This is a genomic window from Paraburkholderia unamae (genome assembly GCF_003268775.1).
In the GTDB taxonomy this organism is placed as follows: domain Bacteria; phylum Pseudomonadota; class Gammaproteobacteria; order Burkholderiales; family Burkholderiaceae; genus Paraburkholderia; species Paraburkholderia unamae.
Window position 1 is genome coordinate 49,011 of sequence record NZ_QLSU01000011.1, and the last position, 19,242, is coordinate 68,252.

The window sequence follows — 19,242 nt, forward strand, 5'->3', positions numbered from 1 at the left end:
CGTTAGAACTCCACGCCCTTTTGCGCCTTCACGCCTTGCTCGCGGTACGGGTGCTTCACGAGGCGCATTTCGGTGACGAGGTCGGCGGCTTCGATGAGCGCGTCGGGCGCATGGCGTCCCGTGACGACCACATGCACGTGCGGCGCGCGCGAGTCGATCACGCCGAGCACTTCGTCGAGCGGCAGATACTCGTATTTGAGCACCGTGTTGAGTTCGTCGAGGATCACCATCGCGTAGTCGCCGCTCTCGATCATGCGCTTCGCCTCGTCCCAGCCCTTGCGCGCGGTGGCGATGTCGGCGTCGCGATTCTGCGTGTTCCAGGTGTAGCCATCGCCCATCGTCACGAAATCGCAGTGCGCGACGCTGCCGAGAAAGTCGCGCTCGGCCGTGTACAGCGCCCCCTTGATGAACTGCACCACGCCGAGCTTCATGCCGTGGCCGAGCATGCGCACGGCCATGCCGAACGCCGCCGTGCTCTTGCCCTTGCCGTTGCCGGTGTTGACGATCAGCAGGCCTTTTTCGAGCGTCGCGGCGGCCTGTTTTTTCTCGTGGCCCTCGCGGCGGCGTTGCGTCATGCGTTGGTGCGATTCGGAATCGGTTTTCATCGTCGGGTGTCGGGAATCGGGTTTCGTGATGAGGTTGAGGCTGAATTTTCAGGGCGATTTCGTCGTGTCTTGTGCCGGGCGCGTGGTCTCGACCGCAATCGCGACCGCGACTGTCACGCCTTCGAGCGCGAGTTTGCCGCGCACGAGCGGACCGCCGCTCGCCGCGAGCCGGGCGCAGGGTTCGCATACGCCGTGCACGCCGAATTGCGCTTGCGCCGCGGCGGAAGGCGGCGCGAGCGTCGGCGTCGCCGCGATCTGCTCGCGCGTGTACGTGCGCAGCGGCAGCGCATGGGCCGCGCAGAACGCCCGCAACGCGGGTTCGTCGGCCTTCGCGTCGAGCGTGGCCACGGCCGTTACGCGTTCGAGCGGCCACGCGCCGAGCGCGGCGCACACGGCCGCTTCAACTTGCGCGAGCGTCACGCCGCGCTTGCAGCCGATGCCCAGCACGAGCGGCGGCGCGCTTTGCGCGGTCTCGAATGAAGGGCGAATGTGGGCAAGATTCACGGCGGGCGCGTCGATCCTGGGCGTGACCGGAGAGGTAAAACCATCGTGGCCCGGCGTTGGCCGGATGCGCGCTACGATAGCACACGCCTTTGCGGCTTCCCACGCCTTCCTTGACGCGCAAGCAAGCCACGCCTACACTCGCACGCACTCTGGTGCTCGCGCGCGCGATTCATTCTGCGTGCGCAGTTAAACGGGAATCAGGGAGCCATCCCGCCTGGGGCATGGCCAACCTGAACTGCACCCGCAACGGTACAACGAGCGCGGCGTTCGCACGAACGCTGCAAGCCGCTTCCATGCTTCAAGCAGTCCACGCCACTGTGCGAGCCGGCCGCAAGGCCGCCCGCGCGGGAAGGCGAAGCGGCGTTTCGTCAGTCCGGATACCGGCCAGATACGTGGGATTCGCGCTGCGGGGATGCGGTGCCGGGTCCGTGATTTTCATGCGTCAGCCGGGCGTGGCCCGTGGCGCGTCTCTGGTCGTTCGTCCCCGGCAGGTTGAATCGTTGCGCTACTTTGCGTCAGGGCGCAGCAACGCACGCGTGTGCTCGCGCGCACGACACCCGCACGAACGGCCAGCGCGACGCACCGCGCCCATCATCCGGCATGGCGCCAAAAGGAGCACCTCATGCAAATGCGCAAGATTCCGGTCACGATCGTGACGGGCTTTCTCGGCAGCGGCAAAACCACGCTGCTGCGCCACATTCTCCAGCACGCGGGCGGCCTGCGCGTCGCGGTCATCGTCAACGAATTCGGCGAACTCGGTATCGACGGCGAGATCCTGCGAGGCTGCGGCATTGGCTGCGACGAGAACGGCAACGAAACGGAAGGCCAGCTCTACGAACTCGCGAACGGTTGCCTGTGCTGCACCGTGCAGGAAGAGTTCTTCCCGGTGATGGAAAAACTGCTCGAGCGCCGCGGCGAGATCGATCACGTGCTGATCGAAACTTCGGGTCTCGCGCTGCCCAAGCCGCTCGTGCAGGCGTTCAACTGGCCGTCGATCCGCAACGCGTTCACCGTCGATGCGGTCGTGACCGTGGTGGACGGCCCCGCCGCCGCGAGCGGCCAGTTCGCCGAAAACCCGCAGGCCGTGGACGCGCAACGCCGCGCCGATCCGAATCTCGATCACGAGTCGCCGCTGCACGAGCTGTTCGAAGATCAGCTTTCGGCCGCCGATCTCGTCATCCTCAACAAGACCGACCTGCTGGACGAAGCGGGCCAGGACGCGCTCATCGCCGAGCTGCGCGAAGAACTGCCGCAGCAGGTGAAGATCGTGCGCGCGCAGCACGGCAAGCTCGACCTGCATACGCTGCTCGGGCTCGAAGCGGCTTCGGAGGAGAGCATTCATCTGCGCCACGACCATCACGGTTCCGCCGACGATCCCGATCATCACCATGACGAGTTCGATTCGGTCGTGGTGTCGGGCGCGGCGCTTTCGCGCGAGACCGTGATCGAGGCGCTGCAACAACTCGTCGACGCGCACACGATCTATCGCGTGAAGGGTTTCGCCGCGTTGCCGGGCGCGCCGATGCGTCTCGTGATTCAAGGCGTGGGCCGCCGCTTCGACAGCTATTTCGATCGCCGCTGGAACGCGCAGGAAAGCGCCGCGCAGCCGCTCGCGAGCCGCTTCGTGCTGATTGGCGAAGACCTCGATGGTGCGACGCTGCAAGCCGCATTCGACGCGGCATTGGCGAGCGTGCAGACCGCCGGCGCGAAGTGAAACGCTGAGCAAGACAAGGCCGCAACATGCATCTGCTGCGCACCACGCCGGGTGGTTTCGTCGACGACACCCAGGGCGTCATCCGCATCGACCAGCAGCCCGCCGAGATCGTCGTGCTGAGTTCGGCGGACACGACGCTCGCCTTGCTCGCGAGCGTCGTGCCGCGCCTGCCCGAAGGCTTTCCGAGCGTGCGGCTCGCGAACGTCACGTATCTGCGCCAGCCCGCATCGGTGGACTTCTACGTCGACGACGTGTTGCAGCACGCGCGCGTGGTGGTGGTCGATCATCTGGGCGGCGAGACCTACTGGCCTTATGGCATCGAGCAGGCGGTGTCGCTTGCGCAGCGTCGTGGGCAACTGCTCGCGATGTTTTCCGGCGACTTGCAGGAAGATCCCAACCTCATCGCCAAGAGCCGTGCCGAGCCGGAGTTCTGCCGTCTGTTGTGGCGCTACCTGCGCGAAGGCGGCGCGGCGAACGCCGAATCGTTTTTGCGCGCGCTCGCGTGGCGCACGTTCGGGTGGGGCAGCGAGCCCGCGCCGCCTGTCGTGCTGCCGGCCGCCGCACTCTACTGCCCGCAGCGCGACGTCGCGACCATCGACGAATGGCGCGCGCGCTGGCAACCCGGCGCGCCCGTGGTCGCGCTGCTGTTTTACAAGGCGCATTTGCAGGCCGCGAACACGGCGGCGTTCGACGCGCTTATCGACGCGCTGCTCGCGCGCGGCATGAACCCGCTGCCGCTTGCGATCACCTCGCTCAAGGACGCCTTGAGCCGCGACGTGCTCGATCAACTCGCGGCCGAGCACGACGTTGCGCTCGTGCTCAACACCACGGCGTTTGCCGCTTCGTCGCTGGACGACCCCGAGCCGCTCGCGCTCGCGGGCGACGCGCCCGTGCTCCAGGTGATCCTGAGCGGCGGCAATCGCGAAGACTGGGTGAACGACAATCACGGGCTGAATTCGCGCGACATCGCCATGCATATCGCGCTGCCCGAGGTGGACGGCCGCGTGATCACGCGCGCGATCAGCTTCAAGGGGCTCGCGTATCACTGCAAGCACACGCAGGTCGACGTCGTGCGCTATCAGCCCGATGTCGAGCGCGTGGCGTTCGTTGCCGAACTCGCGCGCCGCTGGTGCCGCTTGCGCGGCCTGCCGAACGAAGAGAAGAAGCTCGCGCTCGTGCTCGCGAACTATCCGATGAGCGAAGGGCGCATCGGCAATGGCGTGGGGCTCGACACGCCGGCTTCGGTGGTCGGCATCTTGCGCATGCTGCGCGACGAAGGCTATCGCGTGAGCGACGTGCCCGAAGACAGCGACGCGCTCATGCGCATGCTCACGCAGGGCGTGACGAACGATCCCGACTCGCGCGCGCTGCGTCCCGCGTGGCAGAGCCTTTCTCTCGACGACTACCGCGCGCGCTTCTCGCAACTCCCGGCGCAGGCGCAAAACGCGCTGATCGCGCGCTGGGGTGCTCCGGAAGACGACCCCACGGTGCGGCGCGGACGCTTCATGATCGCGGGCTGGCGTTGCGGCCAGGTGTTCGTCGGCATCCAGCCTTCGCGCTCGCGCGGCGACGACACCTACGCGAACTATCACGACGCCGAACTGGTGCCGCCGCACGCGTACCTCGCGTTTTACTTCTGGCTGCGCGAGACGTTCGGCATCGACGCCATCGCGCACGTGGGCAAGCACGGCAATCTGGAATGGCTGCCTGGCAAGAGCGTGGCGCTCGCCGACACCTGCTGGCCCGACATGGCGCTCGGGCCGTTGCCGCACCTGTATCCGTTCATCGTCAACGATCCCGGCGAGGGCAGCCAGGCCAAGCGCCGCGCCCAGGCCGTGATCGTCGATCACCTGATGCCGCCGCTCACGCGCGCCGAGAATTACGGCCCGCTGCAAGACCTGGAGCGGCAAGTCGATGAGTATTACGAAGCATTGATGGTGGACCCGCGCCGCTCGAAGCTGCTGCGCAAGACCATCCTTGCGACCATCGTCGAGCATCGCTTGCACGAGGAACTGAGCATCGCCGCGCCACAGGATCAGGCGGGCGAGGACGAACTGCTCACGCGCGCCGACGCCTACCTGTGCGAATTGAAGGAAGCGCAGATCCGCGACGGGCTGCATACCTTCGGCATCTCGCCGCAGGGCCGCCAACGCCGCGACACGCTGCTTGCGCTCGGACGTTATGCCTGCGCGGACGGGCAGGGTGCGAACGCGGGCCTTATCGACGCGCTTGCGCGCGACATGCGTATCGATCATCTGCTCGATCCGGCCACGGTGGATTGGTCTGCACTGTGGACTGGCGCGCGTCCGCCGTTGCTTGCGAGCGTGAGCGACGCGCCCTGGCGTCACGCGGGCGACACGCGCGAACGGCTCGAAGCGCTCGCGGCGACGCTGGTCGACGGCCTGTGTGAAGGCACGCCGCACAGCGACACGGCCGCCACGCTGCCGCACGCGGCCAAGGTGCTCGCACGCCTGCGCGACGACGTGCTGCCGCGGCTCGACGCATGTGGCAGCGAGGAAATGCGCCAGTTGCGCCGCGGCTTCGAAGGCCGCTTCGTGCCGCCGGGCCCGAGCGGTTCGCCTTCGCGCGGCCGGCCCGACGTGTTGCCCACGGGCCGCAACTTCTATTCGGTCGATACGCGCGCGGTGCCCACGCAGGCCGCGTGGGCGCTCGGCATGAAGTCGGCGCAGCAGCTTATCGAGCGGCATTTGCAGGAGCACGGCGACTATCCGCGTGCGGTGGGACTTTCGGTGTGGGGCACGGCGACGATGCGCACCGGCGGCGACGACGTGGCCCAGGCGCTCGCGCTGATCGGCGTGCGGCCGAAGTGGGCGGCGGGCAGTCAGCGCGTGACCGACTTTGAAATCATGCCGGTTGAGGCGCTCGACCGGCCGCGCATCGACGTGACGCTGCGCGTGTCGGGCTTCTTTCGCGACGCCTTTCCCAACGTGATGCATCTGTTCGATGCGGCCGTGCAGGCCGTGGCCGAACTCGACGAGCCCGAGCACCAGAACCCGCTGCGCGCGCGCGTGCGGCGCGAGCGCGACGCGCTGGTCGAGCAAGGCCTGCCCGCCGACGAGGCGCGCCGCCGCGCGGGCTGGCGCGTGTTCAGCGCGCGCCCAGGCGCTTACGGCGCGGGCCTGCAAGCGATGATCGACCACCGCCAGTGGCAAACCGACGCCGATCTCGCGAACGCGTACCAGGCCTGGGGCGGCTATGCCTACGCGCAAAAGAGCGCCGGCGACGAAGCGGGCGACGCGTTTCGCGCACGCCTCGCCACGCTCGACGTGGTGTTGCAGAACCAGGACAACCGCGAGCACGACCTGCTCGACTCGAACGACTACTACCAGTTCCAGGGCGGCATGGCGGCGGCGGCGCGGCACTTCTCGCAGGCGCAGCCCGCGCTCTATCACGCGGACCACAGCAATCCTGCCGCGCCGCGCATCCGGCCGCTGCACGAGGAGATCGCGCGCGTGATCCGCTCGCGCGTGGTGAACCCGAAGTGGATCGACGGCGTGAAGCGTCACGGCTACAAGGGCGCGGCGGAAATGGCGGCGACCGTCGATTATCTTTTTGGCTATGACGCGACCGCGCGCGTGGTGGGCGACCATCAGTACGCGCTCGTGGCGAACGCTTACGTCCACGACGACGATACGCGCGCCTTCATGGAGCGCCACAATCCGCACGCGCTGCACGCGGTATGCGAGCGCCTGCTCGAAGCGATCCAGCGCGGCCTGTGGCAGGAGCCGGGCGAGCATCGCGCGCAACTCGAACAACGCCTGCTCGAAGCCGGGCAGCAACTGGAAGGATCAGGACCATGAGCGCAGCGGCCTCGCGTCCCGCGTTTCCCTTTACCGCGCTGGTCGGCCAGGCGCCGTTGCAGCGCGCGCTTTTGCTCGCGGCCATCGACCCGGCTATCGGCGGCGTGCTCGTGAGCGGGCCGCGCGGCACCGCGAAATCCACTGCGGCGCGCGCGCTTGCGGCGCTCCTGCCCGAGGGCGCGTTTGTGACGCTGCCGCTCGGCGCGAGCGAGGACAAGCTGATCGGCACGCTCGACCTCGAAGCGGCGCTGCGCGAGAGCGCGGTGCGCTTCGCGCCGGGCCTGCTCGCGCGCGCCCACGGCGGCGTGCTTTACGTGGACGAAGTGAACCTGCTGCCCGATGCGCTCGTCGATGTGTTGCTCGACGCGGCGGCGAGCGGCGTGAACACCGTGGAGCGCGACGGCGTTTCGCACACGCATGATGCGCGTTTCGTGCTGGTCGGCACGATGAACCCCGAAGAGGGTGAGTTGCGCCCGCAACTACTCGATCGGTTCGGCCTGATGGTCGAACTCGGCACGCCATATGACGCCGCGCAGCGCCAGCGCATCGTCAAGGCGCGCCTTGCGTTCGACGCCGATCCGCAGGCGTTTTGCGCAACGTACGAAGCGCAGCAGGCCGCGCTCGCGCAGCGCATCGTGGCGGCGCGCGCCGCGCTGGGCGCGCTCGGCTGGAGCGACGCCGTGCATGAGCGCGCGGCGCAACGCTGTATCGAAGCGGCCGTGGACGGCATGCGCGCCGACCTCGTGATGCTGCGCGCGGCGCGTGCGCTCGCCGCGTTCGAAGGCGCGAACGCCGTGAGCCCGGATCATGTCGATCAGGTGGCGGACAGCGTGCTCGCCCACCGGCGGCGCGCGATGCCGGAGGGCGCGAATGCGCCTTCTTCCGCGCAACCGCCATCCACGCGCAATGAGCCGCGCACCGAAGCCAGTGCCGATTCCGATCCCGATTCCGATTGGGGCGAACTGCCGCCCGAGCCCGTTGCCGCCAGGGCGGTGAAGGGCGTGATTCCGCTGCCCGCAAAAAAACGCTGACCCGTCGGGCAAGGCCCGCCGCCTTCGCACAGGGCGGCGCCCGACGGCGAGATGGGCCCGGCCGAGGCCGCGCGCAAGTCGCCGCGCGCGGCGCGCGCATTGCCTGGCCGCCCACGCTTGCGGCCAAGCGCGCCGCACCTCTGCACATGCGGCATCTGCGCTTTGCGAAGCGCACCACGGGTTCGGGCGCGCTGCATTGCTTCGTGCTGGACTGTTCCGCATCTATGCTCGCGCGCGGCCAGCTCGCGCTCGCCAAGGGCCTGCTGATCGCGTTGTTCGACCGCGCGCGCGCCGAGCGTGTGGACGTGGCACTGGTTGCCTTCGGCGGCGCGCGTGCCGAGTTGCGTTTCGGGCCCGCGGGGCCGCGCTGGTGGAATGAACGCTGGATCGAACCGATCGGCGGAGGCGGGGGCACGCCGCTTGAAGCAGGAATCGGCCGCGCGGCGCACCTGCTCGAAACGGCGGCGCGCCGCGATCCGGGGCAAGCGCGCCATCTCTGGCTGTTCAGCGACGGGCGCACCACGCAGTGGCCCGCGCGGCCGCGTCATGCCGATCACGTCACCGTGATCGACTGCGAGCTGGGCGCCGTGCGCGTGGGGCGTTGCGAGGCGCTCGCGCAGGCGTGGTCCGGCGAGTGCCTCGACGCACAAGCGCTGCCTGGGTGAAGCGGCCGCGCTTTAGCGCATGCTGCCGGTCCAGTACAGTACGTCATCCTGACGATCGAACACATAGACCTTCATCGCCATCTGTTCGGCGGGCGTGAGGCTGTCCAGTTCCAGGCCGAGCGTCGCGTTGGCGGCGTCGCCCGGATCGACCTGCACGTTGCGGATGATCGCGCTGGTTTCGATCGGCGTGTCGGCTTCGCCCGAGCGCAGGTTGAACGCAATGCGCAGGCGCTCCCCAACCTTGCCCACGGCCCACGCGGCGCTGACCGAAAGCCCGAGCGCACTGATGCCGCGCGCGAGCGCCACGCCGTCGTATCCCTCGCCTTGTTCGCCAATGCCGTAGCGCACGGGAAACTGCGCGCGCACGCGGATCGAGCGGCGCTCGCGCAGACGGCGGATATTGGCGGGCTTCGAAAGCACGAGGTAATCGAGCGGCGCCTGGCAGACGGCGTCCACGGTGCAGACGAAGCGATAGACGGCCTGGCTCGCGATGGCGACGATCTCGACGTTTTCGCCCGGCGCGATGTTGCCTGAGCGGCCGTCCGCATGGGGCGCCGTAATGAAGAAGGCATCGTTCGGCGCGAAGCCGATCAGGCGGCACGGCTGCATGGGGGCGCCGCTTGCGCCCATTTGCGGGCGCAGGCCCATCAGCGCGCCGATGGTCAGGTGCATGTCGCGCACGCTGGCCGCCGCGCCGGCCGGGTCCGTGGCTTCGGGCGCGGACTCGCCGCGCTCCACGTCGCCGCGATGCGGGGCGAAGTGCTGGAACAGAAAGGCGCGCTCGGCCTCGCCCACGAGCACCGCGCCCGCATCGAGCAGCAGGGTGCCGTCGCGATCGACGACGGGCCAGGCAAGAGGTTCGCCAATCGGGATGGCGTCGGGCGTGAGCGGGGCGATATCGGCTGCGGGTGCGTCGGTTTCGGTGGTCTGGATGGTCATCGGCGCGTGATGGACGGTTGACGGGTTCACTCCGTTTTACGGCGCGGTGAAAGGGAAGTTTAGGGTGGGTCGATCACGTCTTTTCCGCGGACGCTCCAGTTTGAAGCGCCGTGCGCGCGAGGCGCAGTATGATTGCTCGAAAGCCTCCCCGAACTCGCCCATTTACCCGCTTCGCACCGACCGGCAAAAGGAAACGCCGCATGACGCTCTGGAGACGATGTTTGCGATTCGCAGGCGTGGTGCGCCGAGGATACGAGGCTCTGATGCAGTGGGTGGGCATCCATCCGTTCATCGTCGGCACGATGGGCACGCTCGTGGGCGCGGCCATCGTCGCCATTGTGCTGCTTGGGCTCATGCAGCAACGCCGGCAGGCGATCGAGAGCACGCAACAGCAATCGGCCGCGCTCGTCGCGCTGATGTCGAACGACCTGGAGGCCAATTTCGGCATCTACGACCTCCTGCTGGTGGACGCCGTCGAGAGCATTCGCGACCCGCGCACCGTGGACCTGCCGCCCGACATCCGCCGCAAGCTGCTGTTCAGCCGCGTGGCGACGGGCGCCTACCTCGACGACGCGTTCTACGCGGACGCAACCGGCCATATCGTCGAATCGCGCGACGGTGAAACCTACCCCGGCCTCAACGTCGCGGATCGCGATTACTTCATGGCGCAACGCGACCGCTCGGTCGGCATGTACGTCTCCGACCCGATCCGCTCGCGCGCGCGCGACGGCCATTATTCGATTGCCTTGTCGCGGCGCGTGAGCAACTACGACGGCTCGTTCGACGGCGTCGTGCTGCTCACGCTGCGGCTCGCCTATTTCCAGCAGTTGTTCGATCGCGTCGAAGTCGACCCGCAAGGCACGATGTTCATCATGCTGAGCGATGGGACGATGCTTGCGCGCCGCCCGTACTCCGAATACGAGGTCGGCGCGCAGGTCGGCGCGCGGCGCGACATCCAGCCGATGCTGAAGACGGGCTCGGGCTCGTTCATCGGCGTGGACCCCGAAGACGGCATTGTGCGCATCCATACGTTCAAGCGCGTGCCGCACACGTCGCTCATCGCGGTCGTCGCGCCATCGCTCGACGGCGCACTGGCCGCGTGGCGCCACCGCCTGTGGATCTACGCGCCGATGGCGGTGGTTTTCGGCCTGCTCATCGCCGCGTCTTCATGGATGCTCGCGCTCTCGATGCGCGGGCGTCTCGAAACGCAGAAGGAATTCGAGCGCCTTTCCGTGACTGACGGGCTCACGGGACTCTTCAACCGGCGGGCGCTCGATCAGCGGATGGAGTCCGAGTGGCAGCGCGCGCGACGCCAGGGCGAGCCGCTTTCCGTGCTGTTCGTCGACATCGACCGCTTCAAGCTGTTCAACGACTTTTACGGCCATTCGGAGGGCGACAAGGTGCTCGCCGCCGTGGCCAGTGCGATTCGGGCGGCGAGCCGCCGCGCAACCGACATGGTGGCGCGCTACGGCGGCGAAGAGTTCGCGGTCGTCCTGCCGGCGACGAATTTCGACGGCGCCGTGATCATTGCGGAAGCGGTGCGGCGCGAGGTGGCGTCGCTCGGGATCGTGCACGAGCACAGCGAATATGGCGCGGTCACCGTGAGCATCGGCAGCGCGACCTGCGTGCCGCGCGAGAGCGAGGGCGCGCAGGCGCTGCTGCGCGCCGCCGACGCCGAGCTTTACGCGGCGAAGGAGGGCGGGCGCAACAAGGTGAAGGCGCGTGAGTTCGAAGGCGCGCCGCCCGACCCGCGGGATTCGCTGCCCACGTTGCCGAAGGCGTAAGCGATTTGTTGTCCAATGAAATGGATGCGCGACTCATCGGTATTTAAAAGCATTGCGAATTTAAATCGCGTGTATTGATTTTGAAAATCAACGGAGCCTATGTGAGGGAAGCGATATCTGTGCGGTCGCCCACATAGTCTCACTTGCGTACGGATTGAAAATTTTCTATTAAATATCCAAACGACGATGATGATTTGATGGAGGTATGGCTGATCTTGCCGGGGCATGCATTTCGGACTTTCCGGATGGAGGCTCCCATGCAGGACCTCGACGCATTTTTCCTTTCCTTGCATGCCGCCGCCAGGGAAGTCCCGTTCGAACGCTTTCAGGAACATGCGCTGTCACTGCTCAAGCGTCTCGTGCCATTCGATATTGCGCGCTGGGGTACGGCCTGCCGTGATGAACGCGGCGTCGACTTTCACGCCCCCTATCTGTACAACGACACCCTTGAAACGTTGGAAGACTACGCGGCTTGCAGGGAGCTCGACCGCGCCGCTCGCTGGTGTCTCGATAATCTGGACGTCGTCCTGAACAGCAACCTCCGGGCGCTCTATAGTCCCTCGACCAATCCCGCGCTGCTTCAATACGTGGAGCGTTACCGGCACGTGCAAGGTTTGATCGTTGGGCATCGCGACGACGACACGGGCCTGCACCAAGCCATTTCGCTGTATGGGGCCTACGAGCACAAGCCGTTCAACGAAGACCAGCGCCGCACGCTCGAAGTTGCGTTTCCCCATTTGCGCGAAGCGCTGAAGACGAGCCACGCGTTCCAGATGGAACGTATGAGGCCTCGCAACGGTGATGTGAAGTGGTCGCTCGCGATTTGCGATGCGGCGGGGTATTTCCGCTACGTGGAGCCCCTATTCCTCGACATGCTCAGGCACGAGTGGCCCAATCTGTTGCATCGCACCTTGCCTCGCGACCTGGTCTATCTGATCAGGGCGCAGGGCGAGCCGCGTTGGCGAGGCCGCATGGTGCTGTTCTACGTCGAGCACGTATGCAACGCCGTATTCGTTCGCGCCCGGTCACGGCTGCCCGTGGACGACCTCTCGCCGCGCGAGCTCGGCGTTGCGCGACTGGTCGCCGCCGGTCGCACGCACAAGGAGATCGCAAAGTTGCTTGGCATTGCGCCCGCGACGGTACGCAACCATCTCCAGGCCATCCACGAGTGTGCCGGTGTGCATACGAATGCCGAACTCGTGCAGCAGCTAAAGCGTGTCGATTGCTAGGCGGTCCTCCACCAGAGCGACGCTGGCGTTTCCAGATGGACGAAATGGCCTGCGCTGATCTCCGTACAGGTTGCGAGCGGGAACAGTCTTAGCCACGCGGCGCGCTCGGCTTCCAGTTCGATCGATGGGTCGTCTCGCCCAAACACGACTTGAACAGCCTTCGGCCCCGCGCTCGTGGCCGGCAGTGGGAGGCTTACCGGGGCTTCGGCCCAGAAGTCTCGCAATATGACCTCGAAGGCATTCGCATCGACAACGCTATGTCGTGCGATCAGGTCGAGGTACCACACGCGGCGCGCATCGGCGCGGGCGCTCCAGTAGAGATCGAAGAAGTTCGCAAAGCTCATGACCTGAGCGGACAGCCGCGCGAAGCGCGCGTGGTCGCGTTGTGCCTTGAAGTCCAGAAGCGCGGCGAGAAGCTGCTCCAACGACGGTGAGTGCTGGAGCAGCCTCGTTGCGAGTCGCACGAACGCCGCGCCGATGTCGTGAATCGGGGCAATCAGCCACACATTGCCGATCTCGTCCGGCATGCGGCTGATGAGGCGCAGCACGATATGTGCTCCGAACGAATGCGCCACCAGGTCGACAGGCGCCCCGGTTGCGCGTACCAACGTCTTGACTTCGTCCTCCGCGGCTTCCACCAGCGCGCCAAAAGGATGCGTGAACATCACGACGGAGCGCGGCTGGTCCCACCAGTGGATCGCAAGCGTGCGCCCATATAGCTCGCGCTCGGCGAATGAAGAAAGACCAGGGCCGCCATGCAGAAATAACGTGGGCGCCATGCTAACTCCTGTTTCCGACGCGATGCGGTTTGCAGACAGCGCGCGGAAGTGTCGCCGGTCATTTCACTTCAACCGTTGCGTCACGCCAATGATGCATTTGCATTATTGCGACGGGCGCGCGCGTCCTGCTAGTTTGCATCCACGTGTGGTACGCGCGCGTGCGCCGGGCGTTTTCTCTGCGGGTGCGCCGGGTTCACACGCTGTATCGAACGGTGACTCAGGCGATGGCATCAGGCCTTGGTTCGTGGATCAACCCGATAGCGAGATCGACATGAAGAACACTAGTTTGATTGCTGCTGAAACGCCTTCTCAACATTTGGCGCAGCACACATTTGCCCGGCGCGCGAGCCTGCACTGCGTGCAGTCTACTGCCTGCATGGCCTTGCTCCTTGCGCTCGTTGTTCCGATTCCGGCAAGCGCGGCGGGGCCCGCTGTGGACGATGCAAAAATCGAATATTACGAGCCCATGGCGAATGTCGCCGTGACATCGCTATCGAGCGCGGCCAGTGGAAAAGGATTGGCCGTATCCGTTGTCTTCACCAACTCATCGAGCCGCAGCCAGGGTGTCTATTACCGCGTCGTTTGGCTCGATCAGACGGGAAACGCGATCTCCGGGCGTGTTCCATGGAGCGGCATTGCCATCAACGGCAATTCGGCTCAATCGGTTTCGCTGACGACCGCCGATCCTGCTGCGTCGAGCTATCGACTTCAGCTTAGTCTCGGCAAGAACTTCTGACGCGGCGTGCTCAACGAGCAGGCCCTGGTGACAAAACGAACAAGGTGAGCGAAATGGAATCCTGCCGGTTTCTCAAGCGTGCTTTTTTGTTGATTCTTTCTGCCGTTCTGGTGTCGGCCTGTGGAAGCGGAGGCGGTGGAGATGCCGCTTCCACCGGGCCCACCGGCCCGAGCTTCATTAACTGGTCAGGCAGCAGCAATGGCTCTGTCGTGCTTGCGGCCAATAACGTCCAGGTTCAGTTTCTGACCGATGGCGACCTCTACTACAACAACACGGAATATTCGAACGTAAAGCTTGCTTCGACGAGCAGTGCGACGGTCGACCTGAACGGGACGCCGTTTGCCACCGTCACAAACGCGGCGGGCTCGAATGGCTCGACAATCGCGGTGCTGTATTGCCTCGGCACGACCACATTGGCTCAAATCGTCCCGACCGGCACTACGATCGCGATCGATTGCAGCGGCGCCTCGACTACCGGCAGCGGCACGACCAGTACCACCGGCACTGGCAGTTCTGGCTCGAACGGTGGAGCGACCGGAACGAGCAATCTTTATGGCGCCGTCGCCGCATCCGGCAACCAGACCCGCCTGCTGAGTGAAGGGATTGCGCACGATTACCCCTCGCAGTCGGCTGCGGACAGCGCCGCTGTTTCCGCTTGCGCATCGAACGGCGTTGCCGGATGCGGGACCGTTGTGGTCTTCGGCACGGGCCAATGCGGCGCGCTGGCGGTCGGTAGTAACCTCGCCTGGGGCGCGGCAAGTGGAAACTCCATGACCAACGCGGAATCCACAGCGATCAATGAATGCACCAGCGCAGGCGGACAGGGGTGCAGCATTCAGTTGTCTGCCTGCAACTGATGGGCCCCGGTTGAACAGTTGTGCCAGGCAATCAACGGGAGGCCGTCGATAAGGCGATGGTGGTGCGGGCGCTTGTACAGGCGAGCGCCCGCACCACGTGCTGTTCGCGATGATCGGCTGACGTGCTCGCGGCGCTCAGCCTGAAGCTTCATCCTCCCGATACCACCGCGGCGTATAAATCCACTCGCCCCCGTCACCGCGAGCAAACCCGCGCGTGGCCGACGATCCGACGATCACCATTGTGCGCATGTCCACGTCCTCCGGACGCAGCGCGCCGAGCGTCGTGGCGCGCAGCGTTTCGCCGGGGCGGCCCACGTCGCGGCCCAGCACGACGCGCGTTTGCGGCGCGCGCACGCCGCGCACGATTTCCAGCGCGCGGTCCAGTTGCCAGGGCCGCGCGCGCGATATCGGGTTGTAGAACGCCATCACGAGATCGGCCTGCGCAGCGTGCAGCAGGCGCTTTTCGATCACCGACCACGGCTTCAGATTGTCGGAAAGCGACAGCATGCAGAAGTCGTGGCCGAGCGGCGCGCCCGCCCGGGCCGCCGTGGCGAGCGCCGCGGAAACGCCGGGCACGATCGCGAGTTCCACGGCATGCCAGCGCGCGTCGTCCGATCCTTCCAGCGCTTCCAGAACAGCGGCGGCCATGGCGAACACGCCGGGGTCCCCTGAGGAGACGACCGCCACGCGCCGCCCCTCGCTCGCCATCTCGAAGGCGTGGCGCGCGCGTTGCAATTCTTCGCGGTTGTCGGTGGCGTGGCGCTGCTGGTCCGCGCGAAACGGGCCGGCCATCTCCACATAGGTGGCGTAGCCAACGATATCGGTGGCGTCGTCGAGCGCTGCGCGCGCGGCGGGCGCGAGCAGGTCGGCGCGGCCGGGGCCGAGCCCCAGCACCGTGAGCTTGCCGCGCGCGCGGCCAAGCGTCAGCGGGTCGAGCGGCGCGGCCGCGCGGGCAAGCGCGATGCCGTCTTCGGTTGGCGCGTAGCGCTCGACCTGCGCTCCTGAATCGAGCGCGTCGAGCGCATCCAGCGCGGTATGCCCTGCGGTATCGGCAAAGCGCAGTGGCACACCCAGCTCGTTTGCCGCCTGCGCGAGCGATGAATCGCCCGTGAGCGCCGCCGGTGCGACGAGCGCCGCGAGCGCGAGCGGCGCGAGCCCCTGCGCATCGAGCGCACGCCGCACGCGTTCGGCAAGCGCTTCGCGAGGCTCGCTCACGGCGGCCACGATGCTGCGCGGGTGAATCACGAGGTCGTCGGGGTTGCCGCTCCAGGTCTGCGCGCTCACACGGATCGCATGGCGCGCGGCCGCGTCGCGCGGCAGGTCGACGGTTTCGAGCCACAGTGCGTCGCCGTCGATGCGCGTCGTCGCGCCCGCAAGCAGGTCGGAGACGAAGCGCTTGCCCTGTGCGAGGCTCGCGAGCGCGTAGCCTTCGGGCGGATTGAGCAGGCAGGCGCCGAAGCGCAACTCGCCGCTCGTCGTGATGGCCGGTGCGACCGCGAGCGCCGCGCCGATCTCGCGCGCCATGACATTGACGCCCGTGAGGCCGCCGAGCAGCGGCACGACGGCGCTGCCGTCCTCGGCGAGCGCGAGCACGGGCGGCTCGGCGCCCTTGTTCGCGAGCAGCGGCGCGAGGCAGCGGATCACGATGCCCGCCGCGCACAGCGCGACGATGGGCATGCCGCGCATGTAGCATTCACGCAGATGCGCGCCGAGTTCGCCGAATGCAACGTCGCCATCCACGCGGCCTTGCAGCGCGTGCACCTGCGAGTCCGCGTAAAGCGTTTGCACGCGCCGCGCCGTGGCGAGCGCGCCGGGCCCGAGAATCACGATGGCGGGCGGCATCACGACTGCCATTTCGCCCCCGGCACGACGAGCAGCGAGAAGTAGGGCGACGCCATGGGATCGACTTCGTCGAGCGGCACGATGCGCTGGTTCGCCATCGTTGCGCGCTCAACATAAAGCGCGCGATGCGCGAGACCGAGTTCGCCCAGCACCCGGCGCACCTTGTCGAAGTTGCGTCCCAGCTTCATGATGACGGCGGCGTCCGCTTCAACGAGGCGGCGGCGCAGTTCGTCTTCGGGCAGCACGCCCGAGAGCACCGAAAGGCTCTGGTTGCGGTACACGAGCGGCACGCCCAGCACCGCCGCGCCGCCCAGCATCGAGCACACGCCAGGCACGACTTCGGCCTCGTAGCGCGCGGCGAGCCGGTCGTGCAGGTACATGTACGAGCCGTAGAAGAACGGATCGCCTTCGCAGATCACGGCGACGTCGCGGCCCGCGTCGAGATGGCGCGCGAGGACTTCGGCCGCGCCGTCGTAGAACTCGGCGATGATCGCTTCATAGGAAAGCGGCGGTTCGAGTGCTTCGGTCGTCACCGGGTAGACGAGCGGCAGGCGTTCCTGCTCCACGTCGAGATGATCTTCGACAATGCCGAACGCGTTGCCCTTCTTGCCTTTGGCCACGAAATAAGCGACCACGGGCGCGGCCTTGAGCAGGCGCAGCGCCTTGAGCGTGAGCAGCTCGGGGTCGCCGGGGCCGACGCCGATGCCATGCAGACGTCCTTTACGGGTCATTTATTCGGTCTCCGAAGCGAGTGCGTTGACGGCGGCGGCGGCCATCGCGCTGCCGCCGCGGCGGCCGTGCACGACCACGAACGGCACGTCGTGGTGCTCGGCCGCAAGCTGTGCCTTGGACTCGGCCGCGCCCACGAAGCCCACGGGAAAGCCGAGAATGAGCGCGGGGCGCGGCGCGCCGGCCGCGATCATGTCGAGCAGATAAAAGAGCGCGGTGGGCGCGTTGCCGATCGCAACCACGCTGCCCGCGAGATGCGGCCGCCATAGTTCGAGCGCGGCGGCCGAGCGCGTGTTGCCGATCTCGCGCGCGAGTTCGGGCACGGCAGGGTCGTCGAGCGTGCAGATCACCGCGTTGTTCGCGGGCAAACGCGCGCGCGTGACGCCGAAGGCGACCATTTTCGCGTCGCAGAGAATCGGCGCGCCTTGCGCGAGGGCTTGGCGGCCCGCCGCGCCCGCTCCGGCGGAAAACGCGAGATCGGCGGCGACGTCCACCATGCCGCACGCGTGGATCACGCGCACGGCGAGTTTTTCGAGGTCGGCGGGAATGTGCGAGAGGTCGGCTTCGGCGCGTATCGTCGCGAACGACTCGCGATAGATCGCCTGGCCGTCGCGGATGTAATCAGACATCGGGGGTGCTCCGGGGCCGCCGCGCAATGGCCTGCGCGGCGGCTTCGATGGTCAGGTTGGGCGCGACGAGTTGGCCGAAGCCGGGTGCAGCGTCGTCGCGCCGGTAGAGGTCGTAGTGCTCGGGCGCCTGCGCGAGCAGCGTGAACGGCGCGCGATGCGCGGCCGCGCAGGAGCGCTCGCAACCGCTCAGGTGAGCTTCGGCGTCGGCGGGCAGGAGGGCCGCGAGACGCTGCGCGTCGGCCTTCGTGTCCGCGCGGCTTTTCGCGCAGCCCGTCGAGCCCGTGCACGCGATGAGGCGCGCCAGCGGCGCGGCGCGCGTGCCAATGAGGCCGAGCGCGCGCAGGCGGTCGAGCATGGCGGGCATCGCCTGCGCCGCCACGTTGGGCAGCAGCAGGCTTTGCCACGGCGTGATGCGCAGCGTCGCGTCGCCCGCTTCTTCAGCGAGGGCGGCGAGCGCGTGCAAGGTCGCGGCGTCGAGGCGGCCGAGCGCGGGCTGCGCGCCCACGTAGCCGCTGCCGTCGGCGTGCAGCGCGTGCGCGCCGAGGCGCAGGTCGGCGTCGCTCGCGTCGCGCCGCCAGGTTCGCAGCGCGGCGTCGTCGCGCATCAGCGAGAATTTGCCGTGCTGCTGTGCGCGGTGCAGCAGCGCTTCGAGTCCGTGCGCGACCAGCACGCCGCGCATGCGCGTGATGTCCGCGCCGGCGAGATCGAGGAACGCATGCAGCAACGCGCGTATCGAGCCGCACACATCGTCGGCGGCGAGCAGGCCAATCGGCGCTTCGGTGGGGCAGCCGGCCAGGCCCGCCGCGAATCGCAGCGTCGCGCCATGCCGTTGCGCGGCGAGCCAGATGTCATGCGGATGCTCCCGCATCGCCATGCGCTCGCCGCCGTCGATCAGCAGCGCGAACTTCGGCGAAAGCGCAGCAAAACGCGCCTCGCGCTGCATCATGTCGATGAGCGCGGCGGCGAGCGTTGTCGTGTCGCAGGCGGCGGGGTCGAGGCCCGCCAACGGGCTCAGCATCACGTTGCGCAATTCGTCGGCGGCGCACGCGCGCTCGATCGCGCTCGTCGCGTCCACGCCGGCCGGGCCCAGACCCGCGCCGATCAGCGCGGCGCTCAAGGCCGCTTCTTCGCCCGCGCGCACGCCGCGAATCTGCATGTTGGCGCGATTCGTCAGTTCGAGCACGCCGCTCGCGTGCGCCAGCGCGGCGTCGGCCAGCGCGCGCGCCTGGGCAGCGTGCAGCACGCCTCCGGCGAGGCGGATGCGGCACAGACCGCCGTCACGCGCCGCGACCACGCGAACGAGCCCCGGGCACGCCGATGGGCGGAGCGCGGCCAGCATGGCAAGGGGCGAGTCGGGCGTTGATTCGTGTGTCAAGGG

16 protein-coding genes and 1 riboswitch are annotated in these 19,242 nt (G+C 67.4%); of the genes, 8 read left to right on the top strand and 8 right to left on the bottom strand.

Going from position 1 to position 19,242, the window contains the following annotated elements:
- Positions 1 to 2: 2 nt before the first annotated feature.
- Together cobO and C7401_RS19195 are read right to left on the bottom strand one after the other, a co-directional pair.
- Positions 3 to 605, bottom strand: a complete 603-nt coding sequence (gene cobO / locus C7401_RS19190; RefSeq protein ID WP_112172976.1) for a cob(I)yrinic acid a,c-diamide adenosyltransferase — start codon at positions 603 to 605, stop codon at positions 3 to 5.
- A gap of 48 nt (positions 606 to 653) precedes the next feature.
- Positions 654 to 1,109, bottom strand: coding sequence for a cobalamin biosynthesis protein (locus C7401_RS19195; protein ID WP_258397146.1), 456 nt, complete (start codon positions 1,107 to 1,109; stop codon positions 654 to 656).
- Positions 1,110 to 1,242: 133 nt separating this feature from the next.
- Positions 1,243 to 1,511: riboswitch (cobalamin riboswitch) on the top strand.
- Between the two features lie 220 nt (positions 1,512 to 1,731).
- Between C7401_RS19195 and cobW the strand changes: the two genes are divergently transcribed.
- The 4 genes from cobW (at position 1,732) to C7401_RS19215 (ending at position 8,340) form a co-directional block, all read left to right on the top strand.
- Entirely contained in the window at positions 1,732 to 2,823 is a 1,092-nt protein-coding gene (gene cobW / locus C7401_RS19200; protein ID WP_112172977.1) for a cobalamin biosynthesis protein CobW, read from the top strand.
- A gap of 26 nt (positions 2,824 to 2,849) precedes the next feature.
- Positions 2,850 to 6,644 (top strand): cobaltochelatase subunit CobN, encoded by a 3,795-nt coding sequence (gene cobN / locus C7401_RS19205; protein ID WP_112172978.1) that lies wholly within the window; start codon positions 2,850 to 2,852, stop codon positions 6,642 to 6,644.
- On the top strand, positions 6,641 to 7,675 hold the full coding sequence (locus C7401_RS19210) for a magnesium chelatase ATPase subunit I (protein ID WP_112172979.1): 1,035 nt from the start codon (positions 6,641 to 6,643) through the stop codon (positions 7,673 to 7,675). Before cobN ends, C7401_RS19210 begins: the two co-directional genes overlap by 4 nt.
- A gap of 146 nt (positions 7,676 to 7,821) precedes the next feature.
- Positions 7,822 to 8,340 carry a vWA domain-containing protein gene (locus C7401_RS19215; protein WP_112172980.1) on the top strand — a complete coding sequence of 173 codons (519 nt, stop codon included), beginning with the start codon at positions 7,822 to 7,824 and terminating at the stop codon, positions 8,338 to 8,340.
- 12 nt (positions 8,341 to 8,352) lie between these two features.
- Here the strand turns inward: C7401_RS19215 and C7401_RS19220 are convergent, their stop codons facing one another.
- Entirely contained in the window at positions 8,353 to 9,309 is a 957-nt protein-coding gene (locus C7401_RS19220; protein ID WP_309251998.1) for a flagellar brake protein, read from the bottom strand.
- Positions 9,310 to 9,479: 170 nt separating this feature from the next.
- Here C7401_RS19220 and C7401_RS19225 point away from each other — a divergent pair, with 170 nt between their 5' ends.
- Positions 9,480 to 11,063, top strand: a complete 1,584-nt coding sequence (locus tag C7401_RS19225; RefSeq protein ID WP_181565616.1) for a sensor domain-containing diguanylate cyclase — start codon at positions 9,480 to 9,482, stop codon at positions 11,061 to 11,063.
- A 257-nt stretch (positions 11,064 to 11,320) separates the two neighbouring features.
- A complete protein-coding gene (locus C7401_RS19230; RefSeq protein WP_181565617.1) occupies positions 11,321 to 12,292 on the top strand; it encodes a helix-turn-helix transcriptional regulator in 972 nt (323 codons plus the stop codon).
- On the opposite strand, the gene C7401_RS19235 is transcribed toward C7401_RS19230, so the two are convergent.
- A complete protein-coding gene (locus C7401_RS19235; RefSeq protein ID WP_112172984.1) occupies positions 12,289 to 13,071 on the bottom strand; it encodes an alpha/beta fold hydrolase in 783 nt (260 codons plus the stop codon). The genes C7401_RS19230 and C7401_RS19235 overlap by 4 nt on opposite strands.
- A 244-nt stretch (positions 13,072 to 13,315) precedes the next feature.
- On the opposite strand from C7401_RS19235, the gene C7401_RS19240 reads away from it, so the two are divergent.
- Both C7401_RS19240 and C7401_RS19245 read left to right on the top strand, forming a co-directional pair.
- Positions 13,316 to 13,807: a YcfL family putative periplasmic lipoprotein gene (locus C7401_RS19240; protein ID WP_181565618.1), complete on the top strand. Its 492-nt coding sequence runs from the start codon at positions 13,316 to 13,318 to the stop codon at positions 13,805 to 13,807.
- A 53-nt stretch (positions 13,808 to 13,860) separates the two neighbouring features.
- Positions 13,861 to 14,664: a DUF4189 domain-containing protein gene (locus C7401_RS19245; protein ID WP_112172986.1), complete on the top strand. Its 804-nt coding sequence runs from the start codon at positions 13,861 to 13,863 to the stop codon at positions 14,662 to 14,664.
- Positions 14,665 to 14,799: 135 nt separating this feature from the next.
- Here the strand turns inward: C7401_RS19245 and cobJ are convergent, their stop codons facing one another.
- From cobJ to cobG, 4 genes are read right to left on the bottom strand one after another with little or no spacing between them, the layout of a single operon-like run.
- A complete protein-coding gene (gene cobJ / locus C7401_RS19250) occupies positions 14,800 to 16,518 on the bottom strand; it encodes a precorrin-3B C(17)-methyltransferase (protein WP_181565619.1) in 1,719 nt (572 codons plus the stop codon).
- A complete protein-coding gene (locus tag C7401_RS19255) occupies positions 16,506 to 17,237 on the bottom strand; it encodes a precorrin-2 C(20)-methyltransferase (protein WP_112172987.1) in 732 nt (243 codons plus the stop codon). The genes cobJ and C7401_RS19255 overlap by 13 nt, the downstream gene beginning before the upstream one ends.
- Complete coding sequence (locus C7401_RS19260) at positions 17,238 to 17,864, bottom strand: precorrin-8X methylmutase (RefSeq protein ID WP_112172988.1); 627 nt, start codon at positions 17,862 to 17,864, stop codon at positions 17,238 to 17,240.
- Positions 17,857 to 19,203: a precorrin-3B synthase gene (gene cobG, locus C7401_RS19265; protein WP_112172989.1), complete on the bottom strand. Its 1,347-nt coding sequence runs from the start codon at positions 19,201 to 19,203 to the stop codon at positions 17,857 to 17,859. Before cobG ends, C7401_RS19260 begins: the two co-directional genes overlap by 8 nt.
- Positions 19,204 to 19,242: the final 39 nt, after the last annotated feature.

What these genes read in the sequence shown, in the direction of transcription:
- cobO (WP_112172976.1), bottom strand. Translation starts at nt 605, where the DNA reads ATGAAAACCGATTCCGAATCGCACCAACGCATGACGCAACGCCGCCGC.
- C7401_RS19210 (WP_112172979.1), top strand. Translation starts at nt 6,641, where the DNA reads ATGAGCGCAGCGGCCTCGCGTCCCGCGTTTCCCTTTACCGCGCTGGTC.
- C7401_RS19255 (WP_112172987.1), bottom strand. Translation starts at nt 17,237, where the DNA reads ATGACCCGTAAAGGACGTCTGCATGGCATCGGCGTCGGCCCCGGCGAC.
- C7401_RS19215 (WP_112172980.1), top strand. Translation starts at nt 7,822, where the DNA reads ATGCGGCATCTGCGCTTTGCGAAGCGCACCACGGGTTCGGGCGCGCTG.
- C7401_RS19235 (WP_112172984.1), bottom strand. Translation starts at nt 13,071, where the DNA reads ATGGCGCCCACGTTATTTCTGCATGGCGGCCCTGGTCTTTCTTCATTC.
- C7401_RS19260 (WP_112172988.1), bottom strand. Translation starts at nt 17,864, where the DNA reads ATGTCTGATTACATCCGCGACGGCCAGGCGATCTATCGCGAGTCGTTC.
- cobJ (WP_181565619.1), bottom strand. Translation starts at nt 16,518, where the DNA reads ATGGCAGTCGTGATGCCGCCCGCCATCGTGATTCTCGGGCCCGGCGCG.
- cobN (WP_112172978.1), top strand. Translation starts at nt 2,850, where the DNA reads ATGCATCTGCTGCGCACCACGCCGGGTGGTTTCGTCGACGACACCCAG.
- cobW (WP_112172977.1), top strand. Translation starts at nt 1,732, where the DNA reads ATGCAAATGCGCAAGATTCCGGTCACGATCGTGACGGGCTTTCTCGGC.
- C7401_RS19225 (WP_181565616.1), top strand. Translation starts at nt 9,480, where the DNA reads ATGACGCTCTGGAGACGATGTTTGCGATTCGCAGGCGTGGTGCGCCGA.
- C7401_RS19230 (WP_181565617.1), top strand. Translation starts at nt 11,321, where the DNA reads ATGCAGGACCTCGACGCATTTTTCCTTTCCTTGCATGCCGCCGCCAGG.
- C7401_RS19245 (WP_112172986.1), top strand. Translation starts at nt 13,861, where the DNA reads ATGGAATCCTGCCGGTTTCTCAAGCGTGCTTTTTTGTTGATTCTTTCT.
- cobG (WP_112172989.1), bottom strand. Translation starts at nt 19,203, where the DNA reads ATGCTGGCCGCGCTCCGCCCATCGGCGTGCCCGGGGCTCGTTCGCGTG.